The sequence below is a fragment of the Paraburkholderia unamae genome, from assembly GCF_003096875.1.
GTDB classification, from domain to species: domain Bacteria; phylum Pseudomonadota; class Gammaproteobacteria; order Burkholderiales; family Burkholderiaceae; genus Paraburkholderia; species Paraburkholderia unamae.
Genome location: NZ_QEOB01000012.1, coordinates 1 through 17257, shown reverse-complemented (window position 1 = coordinate 17257; position 17257 = coordinate 1). Strand labels below are relative to the sequence as shown.

The 17257-nt window shown below is 66.8% G+C and carries 16 protein-coding genes; 8 read left to right on the top strand and 8 right to left on the bottom strand.

Going from position 1 to position 17257, the window contains the following annotated elements; genetic code table 11:
• Nucleotides 1-3 precede the first annotated feature (3 nt).
• From C7402_RS24080 to C7402_RS24060, 5 genes are all read right to left on the bottom strand, one after another.
• Nucleotides 4-1503, bottom strand: a complete 1500-nt coding sequence (locus C7402_RS24080; protein WP_112175182.1) for a sugar ABC transporter ATP-binding protein — start codon at nt 1501-1503, stop codon at nt 4-6.
• Between the two features lie 9 nt (nt 1504-1512).
• Nucleotides 1513-2532 carry an ABC transporter permease gene (locus C7402_RS24075; RefSeq protein ID WP_116612417.1) on the bottom strand — a complete coding sequence of 340 codons (1020 nt, stop codon included), beginning with the start codon at nt 2530-2532 and terminating at the stop codon, nt 1513-1515.
• A complete protein-coding gene (locus C7402_RS24070; RefSeq protein WP_112175184.1) occupies nt 2529-3605 on the bottom strand; it encodes a sugar ABC transporter substrate-binding protein in 1077 nt (358 codons plus the stop codon). The genes C7402_RS24075 and C7402_RS24070 overlap by 4 nt, the downstream gene beginning before the upstream one ends.
• Before the next feature lie 96 nt (nt 3606-3701).
• Nucleotides 3702-5381 (bottom strand): GMC family oxidoreductase, encoded by a 1680-nt coding sequence (locus C7402_RS24065; RefSeq protein ID WP_112175185.1) that lies wholly within the window; start codon nt 5379-5381, stop codon nt 3702-3704.
• A gap of 68 nt (nt 5382-5449) precedes the next feature.
• Nucleotides 5450-6958, bottom strand: a complete 1509-nt coding sequence (locus C7402_RS24060; RefSeq protein ID WP_116612416.1) for an aldehyde dehydrogenase family protein — start codon at nt 6956-6958, stop codon at nt 5450-5452.
• A gap of 173 nt (nt 6959-7131) precedes the next feature.
• Here C7402_RS24060 and C7402_RS24055 point away from each other — a divergent pair, with 173 nt between their 5' ends.
• Entirely contained in the window at nt 7132-7812 is a 681-nt protein-coding gene (locus C7402_RS24055) for a TetR/AcrR family transcriptional regulator (protein WP_112175187.1), read from the top strand.
• 50 nt (nt 7813-7862) lie between these two features.
• Here C7402_RS24055 and C7402_RS24050 read toward each other — a convergent pair whose 3' ends face one another.
• Complete coding sequence (locus C7402_RS24050) at nt 7863-9389, bottom strand: acyl CoA:acetate/3-ketoacid CoA transferase (protein ID WP_116612415.1); 1527 nt, start codon at nt 9387-9389, stop codon at nt 7863-7865.
• A gap of 210 nt (nt 9390-9599) precedes the next feature.
• Here C7402_RS24050 and C7402_RS24045 point away from each other — a divergent pair, with 210 nt between their 5' ends.
• The 7 genes from C7402_RS24045 to C7402_RS24015 all read left to right on the top strand — a co-directional run bounded on the left by C7402_RS24045 (nt 9600) and on the right by C7402_RS24015 (nt 16128).
• Nucleotides 9600-10745 (top strand): acyl-CoA dehydrogenase family protein, encoded by a 1146-nt coding sequence (locus tag C7402_RS24045; protein WP_116612414.1) that lies wholly within the window; start codon nt 9600-9602, stop codon nt 10743-10745.
• Complete coding sequence (locus tag C7402_RS24040) at nt 10742-11545, top strand: 3-ketoacyl-ACP reductase (RefSeq protein ID WP_116612413.1); 804 nt, start codon at nt 10742-10744, stop codon at nt 11543-11545. Before C7402_RS24045 ends, C7402_RS24040 begins: the two co-directional genes overlap by 4 nt.
• Before the next feature lie 8 nt (nt 11546-11553).
• Complete coding sequence (locus tag C7402_RS24035) at nt 11554-12723, top strand: dihydrodipicolinate synthase family protein (RefSeq protein ID WP_116612412.1); 1170 nt, start codon at nt 11554-11556, stop codon at nt 12721-12723.
• A 1-nt stretch (nt 12724) separates the two neighbouring features.
• Entirely contained in the window at nt 12725-13156 is a 432-nt protein-coding gene (locus tag C7402_RS24030; protein WP_112175192.1) for a Dabb family protein, read from the top strand.
• Nucleotides 13071-13925, top strand: coding sequence for a sugar phosphate isomerase/epimerase family protein (locus tag C7402_RS24025; RefSeq protein WP_116612411.1), 855 nt, complete (start codon nt 13071-13073; stop codon nt 13923-13925). The genes C7402_RS24030 and C7402_RS24025 overlap by 86 nt, the downstream gene beginning before the upstream one ends.
• 19 nt (nt 13926-13944) lie before the next feature.
• Complete coding sequence (locus C7402_RS24020; protein ID WP_116612410.1) at nt 13945-14913, top strand: Gfo/Idh/MocA family protein; 969 nt, start codon at nt 13945-13947, stop codon at nt 14911-14913.
• A 189-nt stretch (nt 14914-15102) separates the two neighbouring features.
• On the top strand, nt 15103-16128 hold the full coding sequence (locus tag C7402_RS24015; protein WP_116612409.1) for an alpha/beta fold hydrolase: 1026 nt from the start codon (nt 15103-15105) through the stop codon (nt 16126-16128).
• A gap of 31 nt (nt 16129-16159) precedes the next feature.
• Here the strand turns inward: C7402_RS24015 and C7402_RS24010 are convergent, their stop codons facing one another.
• Together C7402_RS24010 and C7402_RS24005 are read right to left on the bottom strand one after the other, a co-directional pair.
• The gene (locus C7402_RS24010; protein ID WP_165841982.1) at nt 16160-16957 is read right to left on the bottom strand and encodes an SET domain-containing protein-lysine N-methyltransferase; all 798 of its coding nucleotides are present in this window, start codon (nt 16955-16957) and stop codon (nt 16160-16162) included.
• A 105-nt stretch (nt 16958-17062) separates the two neighbouring features.
• Nucleotides 17063-17257 (bottom strand): AMP-binding enzyme (locus C7402_RS24005; protein WP_133254540.1); only part of this gene is annotated, 195 nt, incomplete at its 5' end.

Sequence of the window (17257 nt, the reverse complement as noted above, 5' to 3'; positions counted from 1 at the left end):
TCCTTACATCATGTACTCGACAATCTCGACCTGCGCCGGCTTGCGGCCGACCTCGCAGTCAAGCGTCTTTTGGGCCCGGCCGTCGCGCATCACCATCACACGATGGCTCAGGCCGAGAATCTCTTCGAGGGTGTCGCCGGTGAGCACCACGGCCACGCCTTCCGCGCTCAGCTCGCGAATCAGCTGGTACACCTCTTCCTTGGCGCCGACGTCCAGCCCGCGCGTGGGATGATCGAGCACGAGCACGCGGCTTCCGGCGTAGCGCCATTTCGCGAGCACCACTTTCTGCTGATTGCCGCCGGAGAGGTTGCGGCACGACGCATCGGGGCCCGGCGTCTTGATGTGCAGGCGCTCGATCCACGTCTGCGCGATCTCGCGTTCGTTCGCACGGCGCATCACGCCCGCGCGGCTCACGCCGCCGAGATGGGAGAGCGTGAGATTCTGCGCCACGCTCATCGGCGTGACGATGCCCTCGACCTTGCGCTCGCGCGGCACATAACCGACACCCAGGCTCACCGCATGGCGGGCGTTGGGCTTGAGCCGCACGCTGCCCACCTGCACCGAGCCCGCATCGGGCTTTTCGAGTCCCGCGATCACGCGGCACAACTCTTCGCGCCCGGAGCCGACCACGCCCGCAATGCCGAACACCTCGCCGCAGCGGACTTCGAACGACACGTCGTTCAGCGCATGACCCATGGACAGATTGCGCACGGCGAGCGCGACCTCGCTACGCGGCGGCTTTTGCAGGTTTTCGCGGTAGTACTCGCCGTGCAGCGAGCGCCCCACCATCAACTCGTGAAGTCTCGCCACCGAAGCATCGGCGCTGTTCATCTGCGCAACCGTGCGCCCGTCCTTCATGACGTACACGCGATCGCTCAACGACAGCAGCTCATCCAGACGATGCGAAACGAACACGAAGGAAGCGCGCGATTTCAGCTCGCGCACGAGGCGAAAGAGTATCTCGATCTCGGCCGACTCCAGCACGGAAGTCGGCTCATCGAGCAGGATCACGGGCATGCCCCCGGCGTGGCTCGCGAGCGACAACGCGCGGGCAAGCTCGACCATCTGGCGCTGCCCGAACGAGAGGTCCTCGCACAGCGTCAACGGATCGACGTCGAGGTGCACCATCTCGAGTTCTTTCTGCGCCGCCCGGCGCAGCTTCGCCCAGTCGAGGCGGCCAAAGCGCACGAACGCCTGCTCGCGGCCAAGAAAGAGATTCTCGGCCACGGTGAGGTTCGGCAGGATCGACTGCTCCTGGTACACCATGGCGATACCCTTCGAGGTGGCCTCGCGCGGGTTGCGAATGACGAGCGGCTCGCCGCCGAGCAGAATTTCGCCGGAGTCCTGACGATAGGCTCCCGTCAACAGCTTCATCAGCGTGGATTTGCCCGCGCCGTTCTCGCCGATCAGGCCGACGATCTCGTTCGGTCGCACCTCGATCGAGACGTCGTCGAGCGCGAGCACGCCAGGAAAGCGCTTGGTAATGTGATTCAAGGAGAGCATGTCTTTCCCCTACTTGACGATGTGCTTGCGGGAGCGGTTCAACGCGAGCGTCACCGCCAGGATGATCAACGCACCCTGAATGCCTTGCTGCACGTACGGCGGAACACCGAGCAGCACCATGCCGTTGGCGAGCACGACGACGATCAGCGTGCCGACCAGCGTATTGAGCGGACCGCCGTTGCCGCCCGCCAGCGACGTGCCGCCCACCACGATGGCGGTGATCGCGACGAACAGTTGCCCGTTCGCGATGAGCGCGTGCCCCTGCCCGTACTGCGCGACGGCGAGCACGCCGGCCACGCCATAGAAGGCGCCCGCGAGCGCGAACACGGCGATGCGGACTTGTCGCACGCGCACGCCGTTCAGGCGCGCGAGTTCCTCGCCGCCGCCAATGGCGAGCACGTGGCGGCCGAGCAGCGTGTGACGCGACACGGCCCATGCGACGACCAGGCAGGCAATGGCGATCCACACCGTGAGCGGCAGCCCCAGATAGCGCGTGATGGCGAGGCCCCGCAATCCCGAGTCGGTCACACGGATGGTGTTGCCCGAGAGCCAGGCGGTGCCGATGCCGGTCGCGATGAAGCCCACGGCGAGCGTCGTGATGAACGACGGGATGCGCAGCAGCACATGCAGCACGCCATTCGCGAGCCCGAGCGCCAGGCCCGCCGCCACCGCCACGCCGACCGTCCACAGGCCGAAGTGGTTATCGTTGATGGAGTTCTCAACGAGCATCGACACCGCGATGGCCGCCACTGCGACGATGCCTTCGGCCGACAGGTCGATGCTGCCAAGCTGGATCACATAGGTGCCGCCAAGCGCGATCGTGAGCGGGATGGCCGCCGCCACGGCGATGCGCGCGAAGTTCATCGGATCGAAGAAGTCGCGGTTCACCGCGCCGATCGCGAGGCCCAGCACGATCAGCACGATGAGCGGCGCGAGCCGCCTCAACGTTTGCGGGGCGACGAGCGCATGAACGCCGGGTGTCGAGCCATGAACGCCCCCTCGGCCGGGCGCTGCTGTGAGCCTGTTCATCGATACACCACCGGCCCGGCCACGCGGGCATAGAGATTGTTCCAGTCGGCCGTGGGCGCGGCCTGCAACGCCATGACCTGCTGCACGTTGGCCTTCGTCACGAGCGTGGGCTTGCAGAACATTTCGCGCTTGTCCTTCGAAAGCGAGGCGACCTGAAGCTTTTGCTGCTTCGCCTCAAGGCCCATGGAAAGACCGATGCCGCCGAGCCAGTACGGGTCGAAGTAGACCGTCGAATTCATCTCTCCGGCCTTGAGCGCGGCGAGTCCCTGCTGGTCGCCGTCCATGCCGGAAACGGGTAACTGGCCGGCCAGACCCTCGCCGCGCAACGCTTCGATCGCGCCGAGCGCCATGTCGTCGTTGGCCGCCCATACGCCCTTGATCTTCGAGTTGAAGCGCGTGAGCCACGCCTGCATGATGGGGAACGCCTTTTGCGAGTCCCAGTCGGCCACCTGGAAGTCGAGCAGTTCGATGCCGGGGAACTTCTTGAGCGCCGCCATGAGGCCCGCCTTGCGCTCGATCGCAGGCACGTTGCTGAAGATGCCGCCCAGCGCCACCACGCCGCCCTTGCCGCCCATGGACTTGAAGAGTTCGGTGGCCGTGGCTTCGCCGTTGGCGACGCCATCGAACGAAAGATGCGCCACGTAGTTCGGGTTGTAGTCCCACGGATGCAGATCCTTGGGCTTGTTCCAGATCGTCGTCACGAACGCGCCGGCTTTCGCGCAGGCTTCGACGATCACGCGCGCGTCGGCCGAATCGTTCGGGTCGACGTTCAGCACGAGATTGCCGCCGGTTTTCTGCAACAGCGCGCGCACGTCGGCAATGCCCTTTTCGGAGCTGCCTTCCGTCGTGAGCGGCACGTAGGACAGGCCGGCGTTCTTCGCGAAGTTCTGCGCGCCCTTGTTGAACGCCACGTAGTACGGGCTCGTCAGCGAGCGGAACGAACACGCCAGCGTGACGGGCTGCGCGCCGAACGCGAGCGACGAGAGTCCGCCGCTTGCCGCGGCGACCGCGGCGCCGGCCCCCAGCTTCATGAACTGACGCCGGCTCAAGGTCGAACGATCAAAACTGGACATGATGTCTCCTCCATGGATTCGGCACCTGTTAAGCGCCAACGTAAATAACTGGTTAGTTACTGACTGTGTGGTACCCGGCTGGCCGGGTACGGTTGTTTATGCTGTTGCGGCTGTTGCTGCGGGAACCGGTTCGCGCGAAGCCGTGCGCGCGAGGCTCGTGGGCGCGGCCACGCTCGCCGGCGCGCAGCGTCCGCGAATGAGGTCGGCCGCCTTTTCGGCGATCATCAGCGTGGGCGCATTCGTGTTCGAACTCACGATGCGCGGCATGATCGACGAGTCCGCCACGCGCAGTCCCTCGATGCCGTGCACGCGCAGTTCGGGATCGACGACCGACAACGCGTCGACGCCCATCTTGCAGGTGCCCACCGGGTGATAGCCCGTGCGGCCGTACTGCTGCGCATACGCCTCATAGTCGGCCTGGGTGCGCACGGAAGGCCCCGGAAAGTGCTCGCGCTTGAGGTACTTGCTGATCGCGGACTGGCTCATGATCTCCCGGCTCTGGCGAATGCCCTCGACGGCGACCTGAAGGTCATAGGGGTCGCGAATATACGCGGGGTCGATGAGCGGCGCGGCGGCCGGGTCGGCGCTCGACAGCGCCACGCTGCCGCGGCTGCGCGGGCGCAGGAAATAGGAATTCAGCGTGCAGCCGGACCCCGAGGGCACCGGCGGCACCCCGGCTTCGACACCGGCGCCCGGCAGAAAATGGAACTGGAGGTCGGGCGTGGCGACGCCCGGGTCCGAATACCAGAACGCGCCGCCTTCGGCGATATTCGACGTCACCGGCCCGGAGTTGAAGAGCTTGTACTGGAGCCCCGCCATCAACATGAGATGCTTCTTCGCATACTTGTCGAGACTGTACGGGCCGTTCAGCTCGTAGACGATATCGATGTCGAAGTGATCCTGGAGATTCTGGCCGACGCCTTCCAGTGCGAGACGCGGCTTCACGCCCGCGCGTTCGAGATCCGCCGCCGGTCCGATGCCCGAGAGCATCAGCAGCTTGGGCGAGCCGATCGCACCCGCGGTCACGATCACCTCGCGCTCGGCGCGCACGACGCTGGTGTTCGCGCGGTTGTCCTTGTCGGCCAGTTCGACGCCCACCGCGCGGCCGTTTTCGATCACGACGCGCAACACGAAGCAGTCCGTGCGGATCGTCAGGTTCGGCCGCCCGCGCGCCGGGTTGAGATAGCCGACGGCCGCGCTGCATCGACGCCCGCCGCGCTGCGTCACCTGATAGACGCCCACGCCCGCCTGCTGCTCGCCGTTGAAATCGCTGTTGTGCGGCATGCCCGCCTGCTGGCCCGCGCGCACGAACGCCTTCGTCATCTCGTTGACCGTGATGAGGTCGGAGACGCCGAGCGGGCCGCCCACGCCGTGGTACTCGTTGCACAGGCGTTCGTTGTCCTCCATGCGGCGCAGATACGGCAGCACGCCCTCGCGAAATCCCCAGCCGGCACAGCCCTCGCGCTCCCAGCCGTCGTAGTCGGCGGGCTGGCCGCGCGTATAGACCATGGCGTTGATGGAGCCGCCGCCGCCGAGCACCCGCCCTTGCGCAAACGGGATCTGCCGTTGCTGCGTCGGCTTGCCCGCGACCGTCTTGTAGCCCCACGTCAACGGCCCGCCGGTCATCTTGAAGAAGCCCACGGGCATATGGATGTACGGGTCGGTATCCGCGGGGCCGGCTTCGAGAAGCAGCACCCGCACGGCCTGATCTTCGCTCAGCCGCGCTGCCAGCGCGCAGCCGGCCGGCCCTCCACCCACGATCACGTAGTCAAACATCACTGTCTCCATTGCTTTTTTCAACCGGCCGCGCCCGTTGCGAGACGCGGCCGTCCTGCCGCCGCGGTTCAGGCCATCCAGCGTGCGCGTGCGCCAAGTTGCACGTGCACCGACTTCAGCTCGGTATATTCCTCCAGGCCGTAGCGGCCCGTTTCGCGGCCGATTCCCGATTGCTTGAAGCCGCCGATCGGCAGTTCCGGCCCGCCGGTGATCGTGCAGTTGACCCAGATGCGTCCCGCCTGCACGGCGCGCAAACTTTGCATCGCGCCTTCGAGGTCGCGCGTCCAGATGCTCGCGGCGAGGCCGAACGGCACGCCGTTGGCGAGCGCGACGGCTTCGTCGAAGGTGTCGAACGGCGTGACCGCGAGCACCGGGCCAAAAATTTCTTCCTGCGCGAGCGCGCCGCGCGGATCGACATGGCGAAACACCGTCGGGCTCACGAAATAGCGTTCGCCTTCGCTGCTCGACTCGCCGCCGCACACGAGCTGCGCCTGCGATTCGCGGCCCGCTTCGATATAGCCGCGAATCTTGGCGAACTGGCGCGCCTCGACGATGGCGCCGACATGGTTCGCCGCGTCGAGCGGGTCGCCCACGCGCACCCTGGCCAGCACCGCGCGCACGCGCTCGACCAGTTCGGCCTCGACCGAACGATGCACGACCAGGCGGCTCCCGGAAACACAGCACTGACCGGCGTTAAAGGAGATGCCGAACGCGATGGCGTCGGCGGCGTCGTCGAGATCCGCGTCGGCAAAGACGATCTGCGGATTCTTGCCGCCCAGTTCGAGCCCCACCTTCTTCATGTTGCCGGCCGCCGCGCGCATGACCGACTGACCCACCGACGTGGAGCCGGTGAAGGAGATCATGTCGACGTCCGGATGGTCGGCGAGCGCCTGCCCCACGACCGAACCGAGCCCCGTCACGACATTGACCACGCCCTCGGGCAAGCCCGCTTCGGCGAGCAGCGTAGCCAGCCGCAGCGTGGTCGTGGGTGTGAGTTCGGCCGGCTTCACGACCACCGTGCAACCGGCGGCCAGCGCGAACGGCAACCGCTCGGAGAGAATGAAGAAGGGAAAATTCCACGGCGTGATGATGCCGACCACGCCCACGGGCTGACGCAGCACGAGGCCGAACATGCGCTCGCCCAGCGAGTCGTGCGTGTCGCCGTGCACGATGCGCGCGAGGCCCGCCGCATATTCCCAGATGCCGGCCGCGCCGAGAATTTCACCGCGCGACTGCGCAAGCGGCTTGCCGCTTTCGAGCGTTTCGAACCACGCCAGGGTGTCCGCCTGCTCGCGGATCAATTGCGCCGTTTTGAGCAGCACCGTGGCGCGCTGCTCGGCCGGGAGGCGCGACCAGCGGCCGTCGTCGAATGCCTGGCGCGCGGCCGACACGGCGGCGTCCAGGTCGGCCACGCTCGCGCGCTGCGTGCTGGTCACGGCCACGCCGTGCGCGGGGCTCTTGCGCACCACGCGCTCGTCCTGCGAGCCGCGCCAGGGTTTTCCCCCGATGAACATCGGGGTGTGGATCGGTTCGCCCGGCAGCCGCGAGGCGGCGACGAGTTCACTCAGGTTGCTCATGTAACGTCTCCGTGTTGATGCCCGGAAGGCCGGGTCAATCGCTTCCGGCACTCCGATTTTTTGCACATTCTGCACCATCCGGTTACTTCCTGACAACGCCTTTTTGGTCTATATTCGCTGACAAGAAGCACCCGTTGCCGGTGCCCAAATTCACCCCTATACGACCACTACCCATGAGCCTTGAAACCCCGACCCGAGGTCGAGCCGCGAAATCGGCCCCCGTCACCAAGGCGCCGCCGCGCCAGCGCGACCCCGAAGTCACGCGCGCCCGCATTCTCGAAGCGGCCACCAAGGAATTCGCGAAACTCGGCCTTGCGGGCGCGCGCGTCGAAGCCATCGCCACGCGGGCGAAGTCGAACAAGCGGATGATCTATCACTACTTCGGCAGCAAGGAGGAACTGTTCGTCGCCGTGCTCGAAGAGGCTTACGCCGACATCCGCTCCGCCGAACTCAAACTCGACCTCGACCACCTCACGCCCGAAGAGGCGCTCGTCGCGCTCGTCACGCATACGTGGAACTACTACCTGAAGAACCCGGAGTTCATGACGCTCGTGAACAGCGAGAATCTTCACAAGGCGCGACACGTCAAGAAGTCCGAACGATTCCGCGAACTGCACCACGGCTTCATTTCGATGCTGCAACGCATTCTCGATCGCGGCGTCGAGGCCGGCGCATTCCGCAGCGGCGTGGACGCCCGCCAGCTTCACATCACGATGGCGGCCATCGGCTATTACTACCTCACCAACCGCTACACGAGCGGCGTCATCTTCGACATCGACTTCATGAGCAAGGATGCGTTGAAGAATCGTCTCGCGTTCAACATCGACACGATCCTTCGCCTCGTGCACCCGTAGGCCATGCGCGCCGCGAGGCGCGCATCGAACCGGCGGGCGCGCGTGGGCGTTCATGCCGCCCGCTCCTGCGAAAGCGCACCGCGCCGCGCGAGCAGCGCCGCATCGACCAGCGGACGAAAGCCCATGCGGGCGATCACGTCCCGTTCGATATCGATGCCCGGCGTCACCTCGATGAGGCGCACGCCATCACGCTCCAGCCGGAACACGGCGCGCTCGGTCACGTACAACACTTCCTGGCCGGCAATGCGTGCCTGCGCGCCGCTGAAGGTGATCTGCTGCACGCGTTGCACGAGTTTCGGCACGCTGCCCGGGCGCGTGATGGTCACGCGCTCGCCGTGCTGCTCGACCTCCAGCCCCTTCGCCTCGAACGCCCCGCAGAACACGATCTTGCGCGCGCCCTGCGTGATGTCGATGAAGCCGCCAGGCCCCACCACGGTCGGGCCGAGCTTCGACACGTTGATGTTGCCCTCGCCGTCCATCTCGCCCATGCCGAGAAACGTGACGTCGATGCCGCCGCCGCTGTAGAAGTCGAACTGATCGACGCCTGAGAGAATGGCGTGCGCGTTGCGCGCCGTGCCGAACATGGGACCGTCGAGCATTTCGCCGTTGTGGATGCCTTGCTCCACGGACCCCCAGAACGTGCCGAGCCGCCCCTGTTGCGCGAGGATGCCCGGAATGCCGCCCGGAATGCCGAAGCCGAAGTTGGCCGAGCACCCCTCGCCCAGTTCCCGCGCCGCGCGTGCCGCGATCAGATAGCGAATGCCGGTCGGCACTTCGGGCGCCACCGCGCATTGCGTGTCGCGCGTCTCGCCGCTTAGCACCGGGTCGTAGTCGGCGACCGTGCATTGCACCTGCGACGGCGCCTCGACAACCGCATCCACCAGCACGCCGGGTATTCTCACGAGCCGCGCCGGCACAGACTCGCCTTCGGGCATGCACGCCTTGACCTGGGCGATGACGCGGCCGCCGCTGTTGTGCGCGGCCAGCGCCACTGCATAGGTGTCCAGATCAACCGGCTCGCGGCGCAGCGTGACGTTGCCGTGCGCGTCGGCGCTCGAACCGCGAACAATCGCGAAGTCCACCTTGAACGGCTTGTAGCGCAGGTACTCGCGCCCGTCCAGTTCGACCAGTTCCACGAGGTCTTCGGTGGCGCGCGCATTGAGCTTTCCCCCCTCGACGCGCGGATCGACAAACGTGCGCAGGCCGACATGCGTGATCAGGCCCGGACGGCCCGCGCCAATCTCGCGCAGCAAGGTGGAAATCGCCCCGGCGGGCAGGCTGTACGCCTCGAAGGCCTCCTCCTTCGCCAGTTGCTGCATCGCGGGCGACCAGCTCCAGTGACCGCCGATCACGCGCCGCACCATGCCCTGGTGCGCGAATCGTCCGAGCCCGCTGCCTTTGCCGTCGCCAATGCCGAGCGCGTGCACGATCGTGAGATCGCGCGGATGCCCCGTCGCCAGAAAGCGCTGCTCCAAGGCAGCCAGCACCGCGTCCGCTTCGAGCAGACCGCCGCCCGAACCTGTCAGTGCAATCGTCGCGCCGTCGAAGATCTGCTCGACCGCCTTCGCGACATCCATACATTTTTTCAACTCGCCCCTCCGTCCAGATCGGCTGCAACCCTCGTTGACAGCAGCGCTTCGTTGGTCTTAAATAACGCACCGGTTAGTTACTTGCTGCGAATGTTGGCACAGGAAACTGCTTAATTCAAGGGGTGTTTTTAGCGCAGCCGGGTTTACCTGAGCGGACAACTTTGCTCACACCCCATTTTTATCGGACATGGAGACAGCATGAAACTCTCGGATATTCATCAGCAGATTCGCGAAACGACGCGTCGTTTCGCCGATGAAGTGATTCGCCCGGTGGCGGAGGCGCTCGATCGCGAGGAGCGCTTTCCCGCCGAGATCTACCAGCAGATGGGCGAACTGGGTCTCTTCGGGATTACCGTGCCGGAGGCTTACGGCGGCGTGGGCCTCGACGCAACGGCCTATGCAATCGTGATGGAGGAACTCTCGCGCGGCTACGCCTCGGTCGCCGACCAGTGCGGGCTGCTCGAACTCGTGGGCACGCTGCTGAGCGTGCACGGCACCGAAGCGCAGCGCGCGCGCTACATGCAGCCGCTCTTGAGCGCCGCGCTGAAGCCGGCGTACTGCATTACCGAAGCCGACGGCGGCAGCGACGTTTCCGGCATCCGCACCACGGCGACGCGCACGGCCGACGGCTGGGAGTTGAGCGGCGCCAAGCTGTGGATTCACAACGCGCCCGTGGCGGACCTCGCCTTCGTGCTCGCGCGCACGAACCCGGAAGCGGGCAAGCGCGGCATGAGCATCTTCATCGTCGACTGTTCGCTCGCGGGCGTCTCGAAGGGGCCGAAGGAACACAAGATGGGCCAGCGCGCCTCGCAGGTCGGCGAGCTGCATTTCGAGCGCGTGAAGCTGGCCGAAGACGCGCTGCTCGGCCAGGAAGGACGTGGCTTCCACATCATGATGAGCGTGCTCGACAAGGGCCGCGTGGGCATCGCCTCGCTCGCGGTGGGCATCGCCCAGGCGGGTCTCGAAGCCGCGCTCGACTACGCAAAAACGCGCCGCCAGTTCGGCAGCCACCTGGCGGAGTTTCAAGGCATTCAGTGGATGCTCGCCGACATGGCGCGCGACATCCAGGCGGCGCGCCTGCTCGTGCGCGACGCCGCCGAACGGCTCGATGCGGGCGAGCGCGCCAGCATCGCGTGCTCGATGGCGAAATGCTTCGCGGGCGACACGGCCGTCAAGCACAGCGCCAACGCCGTGCAGATCTTCGGCGGCAGCGGCTACATTCGCGGCTTCGAAGTCGAGCGGCTCTATCGCGACGCCAAGATCACGCAAATCTACGAAGGCACGAACCAGATCCAGCGCACCATCATCGCACGCGATCTGATCGCGAACGGAGCCACGCTGTGAACGCGTCGAACGCCCCAACTTCCGCAGCGCGGCCGGTTGCGCTCGTCACGGGCGCGCGGCGCGGCATCGGCCGCGCCATCGCCGTCGAACTCGGCCGCGCGGGCTTCGATGTCGCGCTGACCGATGCCGTCGCGTCGGCCGAACTGGACGCCGCCGTCGACGCGGTCGCGCAAACGGGCGCGCGCGCGGCAGCCCTGGTTTCCGACCTCGCCGATCTCGCCACGCACGCGGCGCTCCTCGCGCAGGTGGAGGCGAAACTGGACGGCCCGGTCGATTGCCTCGTGAACAACGCGGGCGTGTCGGTGCTTTCGCGCGGCGACCTGCTGGACGTCACGCCGGAGAGCTTCGACCGGTGCATGTCGGTGAACCTGCGCGGCACGTTCTTTTTGACGCAAACCTTCGCGCGCTATCTGGCCGAAGGCGGGCGCCGCGCGCGCGCCGCGCATCGCAGCGTCATCACGATCACCTCGTCAAACGCGATCGCGGCTTCACCGCTACGCGGCGAATACTGCGTGTCGAAAGCCGGTCTCTCGATGGCGACCACGCTGTTCTCGCTGCGCCTCGCCGAACTCGGCGTGGGCGTCTACGAGGTGCAGCCCGGACTCATCGAGACCGAAATGACCGAGCCCTCGCGCGCGCGCTACGACGCGCAGATCGCGCAAGGACTCACCGCCATCCCCCACTGGGGCAAACCGCAAGACGTCGCCACCGCCGTGCGCACGCTCGCCACCGGGGGCCTCGCCTATAGCGTGGGCCAGGCCATCCGCGTGGATGGCGGCCTGCTCGTCAACAAGTACTGAGCCCAATCATGACCCTTACGATCACGCTTCCCACCGCAAGCGGACACCTCGAGCCCTGGCGCGTCGAAGGCAAGCCGCTCGCCGTTTGCGCGCCCGCGCGCCCCTTCAACCGGATCGCCTATTCGGCGGCGCATATCGTCGCCGATCCGTTGCGCGCGGGCGAGCTCGACGCGGCTCCCGCCATCGACTGGCCGCGCACGCTCGAATACCGCCGCTACCTGCTGCAACAAGGTCTCGGCATTGCCGAAGCGATGGATACCGCGCAACGCGGCATGGGCGTGCCGTGGCCCACGGCGCTCGAACTCATCACGCGCACGCTCGCCGAAACGCGCGATATCGCGGGCGCGCGCATTGCGTCCGGCTGCGGGACCGATCACGTCGATCTGCGCGATGTTGCGGACTGCGACGACGTGATCCGTGCGTACGCGCATCAGATCGAAGCCGTGCAGCGCGTGGGCGGCAACATCATTCTGATGGCCAGCCGCGCGCTCGTGAAAGTCGCGCGCTCGCCCGACGACTACCGGCGCGTCTATCGCGAAGTGCTGGCCATGTGCGACCGGCCGGTCATCCTGCACTGGCTCGGCGAGATGTTCGATCCTGCGCTGGCAGGCTACTGGGGCGGCGGCGATTTCGCGCAAGCCGCCGCCGTATGCCTCGACATCATCGAAGAGAACGCAACGCGCGTGGACGGCATCAAGATTTCCCTGCTCGACGAGCACAAGGAGATCACGTTCCGCCGCCGCCTGCCGGAAGGCGTCAAGCTCTACACGGGCGACGACTTCAACTATCCGTCGCTGATCGTGGGCGACGGCACGCATCACTCGCATGCGCTGCTCGGCATTTTCGACGCCATCGCTCCGGCCGCCTCGCAGGCGCTCGCGGCCCTCGCCACGGGAGACCGCGCCACCTACGACGCCCTGCTCGCGCCGACCGTGCCGCTCGCGCGCCATATCTTCCGTACACCTACGCAATTCTACAAGACCGGCGTCGTCCTGCTTGCGTACCTGAACGGATTCCAGCCGCACTTCTTCATGCCGGGCGGCCACCACGGCATGCGCCCGCCCGCCTATCTCGCCGAGGTGTTCCGCCTGGCCGACCGCGCGGGCCTGTTGCGCGAGCCCGAAGCGGCGGTGCGCCGGATGCGCGCGCTGCTGCTCCCACTGGGCTGCGGAGACTGACGTGCCGACGACCCCAGGCCCCCGCCACACCACCGTGCGCCACATGGAGCTGTGCCGCTTCCGCGACGAGGTGACGCCCGAATGCCGCCGCGCTTTTTTCGAGCAGATCCGGCGGCTCGCGGAATTGCCCGGCATCGCGTTCTCGAACTTCCACAGCGGGCTGAACGCCTCCCCGGAGGGGCTGGCCGCCGCATTCGACGATGGCTTCATGATGGATTTCGCGAGCTGGGACGCCTGCTTCGCCTACCTCGCGCACCCGACCCGCCAGGCCATCTCCGCGCGGCTGATCGAAGCGCTGCAAGGCGGACGCGCGGGCCTGCTCGTCTTTGACATGAATCTGGAACCCCATGAGAAACCTGCAAGGAACACTCGAGCTTTGCTCAATCAACACCGCGACGCTCGGTCATCGGGAGCCGCTGACTCGCGTAATTGACCGCGTGGCGCGGGCGGGCTTTGGCGGCATCGCGCCGTGGCGTCATGAAATCGAGGACGGCAAGGCGGATATCGACGCGCTCGCCCGCCAGATCCGCGCCCTGGGGCTCACGGTGACCGGCTACTGCCGGTCAGCCTATCTGCCTGGGGCAACCCGGGAACAGTTCGCCGCCAACGTCGAAACGAATCGTGCGGCGATACGCGACGCGGCCACGCTCGGCGCGCAATGCTTCGTGATGGTGGTGGGCGGCCTGCCCGAGGGCAGCCGCGACCTGCCGGCCGCGCGGGCGCAAGTGATCGACGGCATCGGCATGCTGGCCGACACCGCGCGCGCGTTCGGCGTGCCGCTGGCCATCGAGCCGCTTCATCCCGTCTACGCGGCCGATCGCGCAGTCGTCAATACGCTCGCGCAAGCCTTGCAGATTTGCGAAACGCTCGATGCGGGCGGCGACACGCTGGGCGTGGCGCTCGACGTCTACCACTGCTGGTGGGACCCGGCGCTCGACGCGTCCATCGCCGACGCCGGACGCGCGCGCCGCCTGCTCGCGTACCACGTCTGCGACTGGCTGCGGCAGACGCGCGACCCGTTGCTGGACCGCGGCATGATGGGCGACGGCGTGGCGGACCTGCGCGCGATACGCACCGCCGTCGAGCGAGCCGGGTACGCCGGCATGGTCGAAGTCGAGATTTTCTCGGCGCAGAACTGGTGGCGTCGCGACCCCGACGAAGTATTGGCGATATGCGCCGAGCGACTGCAAACGGTCTGCTAAAGCAAAAGGAAACCACCGAATGAAAGACGTCATCCGATGGGGCGTGCTGGGCGCGGCCCGCATCGCCGATCAATTCGTCGTGCCCGCATTGCAGCGCTCGCGCAACAACCGGGTCGCGGCCATCGCGGCGCGCGATCCCGCGCGGGCCGGCGCCTTCGCGGGCCGCCATGGCATCGAACAGGTGCTCGCGCACTACGAGGACGTGCTCGCCGCCGCCGATATCGACGCGATCTATATCGCGCTTCCGACCGCCCTGCACTTCGAGTGGTGCAAACGGGCGCTGCTGGCCGGCAAGCACGTGCTCTGTGAAAAGCCCATCGCGATGCATGCAAGCGAAGTGGAGGCGCTTGTCGCCTTGCGCGAGCGTACCGGCAAGCTGTGCGCCGAGGCCTTCATGGTGGCGCATCATCCGCAATGGCACTATGTGCGCGACTGTCTCGCACAAGGTCTGATCGGCGACCTGAAACTGGTGGAAGGCGCGTTCAGCTACTTCAACGAAGACCCGCATGCGCTCAAGAACGACCGGGCGCTCGGCGGCGGCGGCGTGCGCGACATCGGCGTGTACCCGGTCGTGACGACGCGTCTTGCCACGGGCCTCGAACCCATTCGCGTGGAAGCGGACGTCGAGATCGACCCACGCTTTGGCACGGACCGGTTTGCGTCGGCGCGCGTCGCCTTTGACGGATTCGATCTGCGCTTCTATTGCGCCACGCAACTGGCGCGCCGCCAGCAGATGACTTTCCACGGCACGCGTGGCTGGCTCTCGCTCGAAGCGCCGTTCAACCCCGGCGTCTACGGACCGGCGGTCGTCCATCTGCGCACCGACGAGACCGCGTCGATTCGCACCGAGGCTTTCGACGGCTTCGACCAGTATCAGCTCATGGTCGAAGACTTCGCCGATGCGCTGCTCGGCACGCGGCCGGGTCCGCGCTTCCCGCTTGAGAACTCGCTGGGGAATCAGCGCGTGATCGACCGGATTCTTGCCTGACCGGAGTGACTTCGACGGGGAGACGGTCGCGACAGGTTGATCGTGCAATCGGGATGTTCGCGGCGGCGGTTTTGCGCGATCATCTCGTGCGGGCACCGAAATTTTTGGCGCTCTCACGGGCAAGCAGCGTATGGTTCTTGCCCGATCACTGATCTTTCCAGTCACGCGCTCGCAGGAAGCCGCACATTCATGAGCAAACGCATTCCCGGCTGGCCATCCTCCGCTGAACCGTTGCGCAGGCTACGCTTGCGCCGCGACGGACACGCGATCGCGGTCACGATCGCAGGCCCGAGCGCCGCGCCTGCCGTTGTCCTGCTGCACGGCGGCCCTGGCAGCGCAAGCCAGCCCGGCATGCTGGCCCTGTTCGATCTGACCAGAACGCGCGTGATTTTTGTCGATCAACGCGGCGCGGGCGCGTCGTCGCCTCGCGGCACGCTGCGCGGCAACCGCACGGATCGCCTCATCGACGACCTCGAAGCGATCCGCCGCGCGCTTGGCATCGCGCGCTGGGGTGTGGTTGGCGGCTCGTGGGGAGCGGCGCTCGCGCTCGCGTATGCGAGCCGGCATCCCGGAAGCGTGCGGGGCGTCGTGCTGCGCGGACTCTTTCTGACCTCGCGGCACGAGGTGCGCAGTCTCTTCGTCACCTCGCGCAGTCGAGCGCCGCGCGCCTGGCGGCGTCTGCGCTCCGCCGCCGGATGCACGCGCGCGAGCGCCCTGCTGGCAGCTTGTACCCGACGATTGCAGCCCGGCGCGGCCTACGCGAAGCAACGCGAAGTCGCGCTCGCGTGGCGTGCGTTTGAAGATGCGGTGCTCGCTTCGTCGCGGCCTGGCCGCGCCATGAAAGCCCGGGCGCGTCGCGCGAACGAGCCGAAGGCCGTGCATGCGCTCATCGCCAAGTATCGTATTCAGTCGCATTACCTGATGCACGACTGCTGGCTGGGCGAGCGCCGCTTACTCGCCTGCGCGCGCTCGGCAGAACGTGCAGGAGTCCCGATCTTTGCCGTTCACGGGACGCGAGATCCCGTGTGCCCCGTGCACAACGCAGAACGTCTCGCCAGGGCCGCGCCGCGTGCGCACATCGCCCGCGTGCCCGGCGGGCATCTCGCCAGCGACACCGCACTGAAGCACGCCCTCGCGCACGCGGTACAGGCCATGCTTGCCCGTGCCGATGACGAAAACTGCGGCACGCCTGGCCCGGCTTCAGGAAAAGCGTAGCAAGCTGCACGGGCTCGCCGCACGCCAACCGCTACGCGAGCATTTCGAGGTCGAGCGAATCGACCGCCTCAACCAGAATGCGTGCGTCGCCATTCACGGGCTGGGGCGTGCCCGAAGGCGCGAACACCGGGGTTCCGGCGTCGAACGCTCTCTGGGACAACGCACACCGTCCCGGCGCGGTTGCCAGCCCGGCCAGCCACACCTGCTCGCCATACAACGCGCGGCCAGGCTGACGCCAGCATATGGCGAGCCGATTTCCGGCAAGACGTTCGAGCACGCGGACCTGCGCGGGCGCGCACGGCTGCGCCTCGCAGGCAACGGGCGCGGCGTCGTGATTCGTGCTGGCCGCTGCCCGACGTTCGGGTTCTTCGCGCCGTATCGCGAGCATCGTTCCCCGGCAAGTCTTCGCACCACAGCAGCACGCAAACCTCCCGGTCATCGCAGGTCCTCGCGGCGGCTCGACGGCAAGCGCGTAATCGATCGTGATTTCCTTCGCCGCGGCGATCGGGCCGATGGCGCGAACGAACGCGCGGCCATTGCGCACTTGCACCCGGCAATTCGGCTCGCACGAGTGGTTGATCCACCGCGCGGGGTTGCGTTCGCGCGCGCCGACCATGACATAGCCGTCGCTCACGCCAAGGAAAACGGCGTTTCCCGGTGGCAGCTCTCCCGCTACAAGCCGCGAGAGCGCGGCTTCCCAGGCCGCCCACTCGCCCTTGTACTCGATCACGCACTCGCCGGCGTACAACGCATGTCGCGCGAATACGCCACGGCCGCGACGCGATTGCCGCACGATGATATGGGGAAGCCTCCCTTCGCTCACGCTCATCGGTCCACTCCACAAAGGCCGCCCAGCGCGGGCGGCATCCATGCCATTCGTGCGGGCGGCAGGGCGACCGCTTCAATGCGAGTTCAGCGCGGGTTCAGTGTGGGCTCAGCGAGCCTCGCCGAGCTGATCGAGAATCGCGGGGTTTTCCAGCGTGGACACGTCCTGCGTGATCGCCTCGCCCTTCGCAAGCGAGCGCAGCAGGCGCCGCATGATCTTGCCCGAGCGCGTCTTCGGCAGGTTCTCGCCGAAGCGGATGTCCTTCGGTTTCGCGATCGGACCGATTTCCTTGCCCACCCACGC